General features: G+C 63.5%; 4 protein-coding genes. 3 read left to right on the top strand and 1 reads right to left on the bottom strand.

Annotation, left to right across the window (positions count from 1 at the left end; all coding sequences use genetic code 11):
* Window positions 1-182: 182 nt before the first annotated feature.
* A complete protein-coding gene (locus FBR05_14780; protein ID MDL1873443.1) occupies window positions 183-1,958 on the bottom strand; it encodes a radical SAM protein in 1,776 nt (591 codons plus the stop codon).
* Window positions 1,959-2,120: 162 nt separating this feature from the next.
* Here FBR05_14780 and FBR05_14775 point away from each other — a divergent pair, with 162 nt between their 5' ends.
* The 3 genes from FBR05_14775 to FBR05_14765 all read left to right on the top strand — a co-directional run.
* A complete protein-coding gene (locus tag FBR05_14775; protein MDL1873442.1) occupies window positions 2,121-3,329 on the top strand; it encodes a serine/threonine-protein phosphatase in 1,209 nt (402 codons plus the stop codon).
* A 148-nt stretch (window positions 3,330-3,477) separates the two neighbouring features.
* A complete protein-coding gene (locus FBR05_14770) occupies window positions 3,478-4,566 on the top strand; it encodes a PAS domain-containing protein (protein MDL1873441.1) in 1,089 nt (362 codons plus the stop codon).
* Between the two features lie 38 nt (window positions 4,567-4,604).
* Window positions 4,605-4,835, top strand: a 231-nt coding sequence (locus FBR05_14765) for a response regulator (protein MDL1873440.1), incomplete at its 3' end; no start/stop codon positions are given.

The raw sequence follows: 4,835 nt of genomic DNA, 5'->3' as shown, positions 1-4,835 counted from the left end.
CGTTCGCAGCCAAGTTTTCAAGTAACGCCGCATATCTTTCCTTCACCCACCCAAACCGGGTGAAAAATGGAGCGCCGCAACCTTCCTTTGTTACCACAAGGGAGTGCGATTTGACCATAGTCATTACGGCCCGGCGAGAAAAAAATTCTAAATTCCAAGGTTTTTCAAAAAATTCCTGCGGCTCAACAGACGCCGCAGCTGCGGCAGACCTCGGGCATGCAGTAGTGGGTGATCTTGCCCGCCTCGAACTTGCCGAGCTCGCGGATTAGGAAGGGGGTCTTGATCCCGTGGTCGATGAAGTCCCAGGGCAAGGCCTCGGTGGGGGAGAATTCCCGACTCACGAAAAATTCCGAATCAAAACCTAAAGATAACAATGAGTTGCGTAGATGACTCGCCCCGCCCACGGCCAGGGCCTTGCCGGCGGGCACCAGGGCCTTGTGCAGAAACTCGCCGACCCGACGATCGCCCCGGGAAAGCAGGGTCTCGACGTAGGCGTCCATGCCCGACTCGCCGGCCAGGCGGATGTGCCCCGCCTGGGCGAGGCGCTTGCGAATGAAGCGGAGCTTCTCTTTCAGGGCCGGGATGCCGGCGAAGGGAGAAAACTGCAGGGGGGTGGAGGGCTTGGGCGTGAAGGGGCTGACGCTCAAGGTGAGGGCGGGCATCTGGGCCGAGCGCTTCGCGAAGCGCGTCAAGGCCTCCCGGGTCTTCAGCGTCAGGTTGCAGAGGGCCTCGATGTCCTCCTCCGTCTCGGTGGGCAGGCCGATCATGATGTAGAGTTTGATGTTGAGGATGCCGCCCTCGGCCAGACGCAGGGCCGCGTCGACGACCTCGTCGTCCGTAAAGGTCTTGTTGAGACTGCGTCGCAGCCGCTCGCTCCCGGCCTCGGGGGCGATGGCGATGGTCTTGTTCCCGCTCTTGCGCAGATAGTGGATGATTTCGGGCGTAAAGGCGTTGAGCCGCACCGAGGAGGGGCTGAAGCCCCCACCCTGCGCGTCAATATATCCCAAGATCTCGTGAATCGCGTCATGGCCGAGCAGGTCGCCGGCGATCAGGCCAACCTTTTTCCGGTATTTCAGGCCGTGATCGATGCGGCGCTTGAGGCCCTCGAGGGCGTCGTAGCGGGGGTAGCGGTACATGAAGCCCGCCGCGCAGAAACGGCAGCCCCACTGGCAGCCCCGCTGAACCTCGATCAAGTAAAGCTCGCCGAACTCGGTGTCGGGGGTGAGCACCGTCGAATGGGCGAGCGGGATCTCGGGGTTCTGCACGACGAGGCGACGAATGTAACGCCCCTGCTGGGCGGGGCCGTTGGCCCGTCCGCTGACCAGGCCGAAGCCCGCCGTCGTCTTGCGCATGGGCGCCGGGCCGCCGTAGCCGCTGTCGAAGAGCGAGGGCACGTAAACGCCCTCCAACTTATCCAAGGCCGCCAGGCGCTCGGCCTTGGAACCGCCGCCGCGCAGCACCTCGGCGATGGCCGCGAGGACCTCCTCGCCCTCCCCGATCACCATCGCGTCGCAGAAATCCGCGATCGGCTCGGGGTTGATCGTCACCGCGGGGCCGCCCGCGAGGACGATGGGGTCCTCGTCCCCCCGATCCCCGGACCGAGCCTTCAGCCCCATCAGGTGCAGCATCGGAATCAGGTGCAGGTAATCGTTCTGGTAGGAGATGGAAAAGGCAATCAGGTGCAAGTCTCGCGCCGCCGAGCCGAGCTCGTAGCCGCAGAGGCCGCCCGAGGCGTGTTGCGCCAGGAGGTCGTCCTCCGGCAGGAAAAAACGCTCGCAGGAGGTGTCGGGGAGGCGGTTGAGCACCGCGTAGAGGGTCTGGAAGCCCAAGTTGGACATCCCGAAAAAGTACTTGTTGGGGTAGGCGAGGCCCACCCGCAGCGAGGCGCCGGGACGGCGATAGGCGCCCTCCTCCGCCTGGAGGCGCGTCTGGATGCGTTGTCGGATCAGATAGGACATTTTTTTTCGCGGCAAAAAAAGAGTGCAAAATAATTTATTTTAAAGATTCCGGCGTGCTAATTCAATGCGTCATTTGACGCGAATCGTCAACCCCGCTTGGAGGTTGTGTCCGCGCGGCGAAGTCCCTATAATCTTTCTATTGTCGTTTGCCGGTTGGGGATCATGGCTTCGAAAAATTTGGATCAAATCACGAAGAGCGGCGCTCTGCGGCGCCCCTATTTGCAAGGCCAGGCGCGCAGGCGTTCCCGCCGCGGCGAGGCCGTCGCGTCCGTGTCGGTCCGTCCTCCCGAAAAGATCCCCGCCAGCGTCCTGAACTATTTCAAGCTCGACCCGCGCAGCCAGCAACCCTACCCGCCCGAGGAAAGGCTCTTCCTCTCGCAGGTCTTGATGCACGAGATCGACGAGGGGCTCCGCCTGCTGCGCCGCATGGGGCGCAACGAAGAGGCCCGCGCCATCGGGAATTTCTCCAACGGCATGCACATCACGCAGCGCCTCGAGCTGCTGCGGCGCCTGCTCGAGCTCCCCGAATGCGAGGGGCTCGAGCCCGAGCGGGTGCGCGGCGCCGTGAAGGCCCGCGGCAACCAATGGGGCGCGGCCAAGGCCAACTTCGGCGCCCACCCGGCGGTGGCGGTCAGCGAGGTCGGCGTCGACTACAAGCCACGCAACGAGGACGCCTTCCTGATGATGCCCGATCACAAAGTGATGGCCCTGGCCGACGGCATGGGCGGCCACGTCGCCGGGCACGTGGCAAGCGGCATCGCGGTGGACTTCTTCGAGGCGGCGGTCGAACGCGGCCATGACTTGGAAAACGCGATGGTCCTGGCCAACGACGCCATCCTGACGCGCTCCCGCAGCGACCACCGCCTGGGCGGCATGCACCCGATGGGCTGCACCTTCGCCGCGATCCAGATCCGCCACACCCTGCTCAAGACCGCCCACGTCGGCGACACCAAAGTGATGGTCGTGCACGGCGGGGAGATCCTCTTCGAGACCCTGGACCACACCCAGGGCCAGGAATTGCTGCGCGAGGGCCTCGTCGACGAGGCCACCGCCCTCGAGCTCAACCACATTCTCAACCGCTGCATCGGCCTCGACAGCATGCGCCCCGACCGGGACGTCGAGACCTCCACCGTCACCCTGATGCCGGGTGACCGGGTCCTGCTCGCCACCGACGGCATCACCGACAATTTCTTCGACGAGCGTCTCTGCCTGGAAGAGCTGGCCCACCTCGCCTGCTCCGGCTCCCTCACCCAGGCCGCCGAGCTGATCGTCGAGGAATGCCAGCAGCGCATGCGCCTGGGCAACCTCCCCGACGGCCGCCGCGCCAAGTGTGACAATCTCTCCCTGGCCCTGATCGAATTTCGCGGCTGAAGCCCTTCCTCCCTCCCACGGCGAAACCCACTAAAAAATTCACAAAAATCTTATTGCCTTTTGATAGCTTGCCAAATTATGCCTAAATCATAGGCAAACAGACACCCGGCGCGGCATTGCAGACCGCCGCGCCCCCAGCGGAGACGGCATGGAGACCACGCGAGAATCCCTCGAAAATCCCTTCAGCGAGGTCCTCTTCAACCACCTCCACGCCGGGGTCCTGCTCTTGGAGCCCTCGGGCCAGGTGGTCTATCTCAACCCCTCCGCCGAGCGCCTCTTGGGCCTGTCCAGCCAGGCCGCCAAGGGAAAACCCTTTTTGGATTTATTTCGGGATGGCCAAGCCCTCGCGCAACCGCTAAAAGAGGTCTTGCAGTCCGGGCGCACCGTGCACGCCCACGAGATGAAGGTCGTCACGATGCAAGGCACGGTCTCCCTCCAGGTCGAAATCGCCCCCCTAAGCCTCCCCGAGGCCCCCGCCGGGGCCCTGGTCTGGCTCCACGAGCTCAGCATGGAGCAGGCCTTCCAAGAGGAAAACCGGGTCCAGGACCGGCTCGCGATGATGGGCACCCTCGCCTCAGGCCTGGCCCACGAGATCCGCAACCCCCTGGGCGGGATCCGCGCCGCCGCCGAGATGCTGCAGCGGGAGCTGGAGGGCGCCGAGGACCAGGAATACGCCCGGATCATCGTCTCGGAGGTGGACCGCCTCAACCAGCTGATCACCCAGCTGCTCGACTTCGCCAAGCCGAAGAAGCTCAAGAAGACCTCGGTCAACATCAACCAGATCCTCTCCGAGCTCTTGATCCTCCAGCACTCCGCCATGCAGAGGCGCAAGATCGCCCTCAAGCAGGAATTCGACCCCTCGCTGCCCCCCGTCTGGGGCCACGAGCCCTCGCTGAAGCAGGCCTTCCTCAACCTGATCAAAAACGCCCTCGAGGCGATGGAGGGCGGGGGCACGCTGCGGGTGGCCACCGGCTATATCAGCGACTATCGCATGCAAGTCGGGGAGGGAAAACCGACGCCGATGGCCCAGGTCGCCATCGCCGACACCGGGGAGGGCATCTCCGAGGAAAATTTGAAATCGCTTTTCACCCCCTTCTTCACCACCAAGCCCAAGGGCACGGGCCTGGGGCTGATGATGACCCAACGCATCCTGAAAGAGCACGAGAGCCAGCTGCGGGTCGCGAGCAAGGCGGGGGAAGGGACGACCTTTAAGGTACTTTTGAAATTAGCGCTGTAGGGGCGAACGCAAGGTTCGCCCCTACGATTGGACACAAAATGGAAACAAAGCCGACAAAAATCCTCATCGCCGAAGACGAGCTCAGCCTCCGCACCATCCTCAAGAAGCTCTTCCAAAAGAAGGGCTTCGAAGTCGAGACCGCCGGGGACGGCCAAGTCGCCTTGACCAAGCTCCGCGAGGCCCCCTACGACCTCGCCATCCTCGACATCAAGATGCCCTCGCTGCCCGGCCTCGAGGTCCTCGACCAGCTCAAAAAGGACCAGGTCAAG

Source organism: Deltaproteobacteria bacterium PRO3, from assembly GCA_030263375.1.
Taxonomy (GTDB): Bacteria; UBA10199; UBA10199; order DSSB01; family DSSB01; genus DSSB01.
Note: the sequence above shows the minus strand (reverse complement) of the source record. Positions and strands in the feature narration are given on the sequence as shown.

Excerpts from the sequence above, each read along its gene's own strand:
- FBR05_14780 (MDL1873443.1), bottom strand. The coding sequence starts at position 1,958 with ATGTCCTATCTGATCCGACAACGCATCCAGACGCGCCTCCAGGCGGAG.
- FBR05_14775 (MDL1873442.1), top strand. The coding sequence starts at position 2,121 with ATGGCTTCGAAAAATTTGGATCAAATCACGAAGAGCGGCGCTCTGCGG.
- FBR05_14770 (MDL1873441.1), top strand. The coding sequence starts at position 3,478 with ATGGAGACCACGCGAGAATCCCTCGAAAATCCCTTCAGCGAGGTCCTC.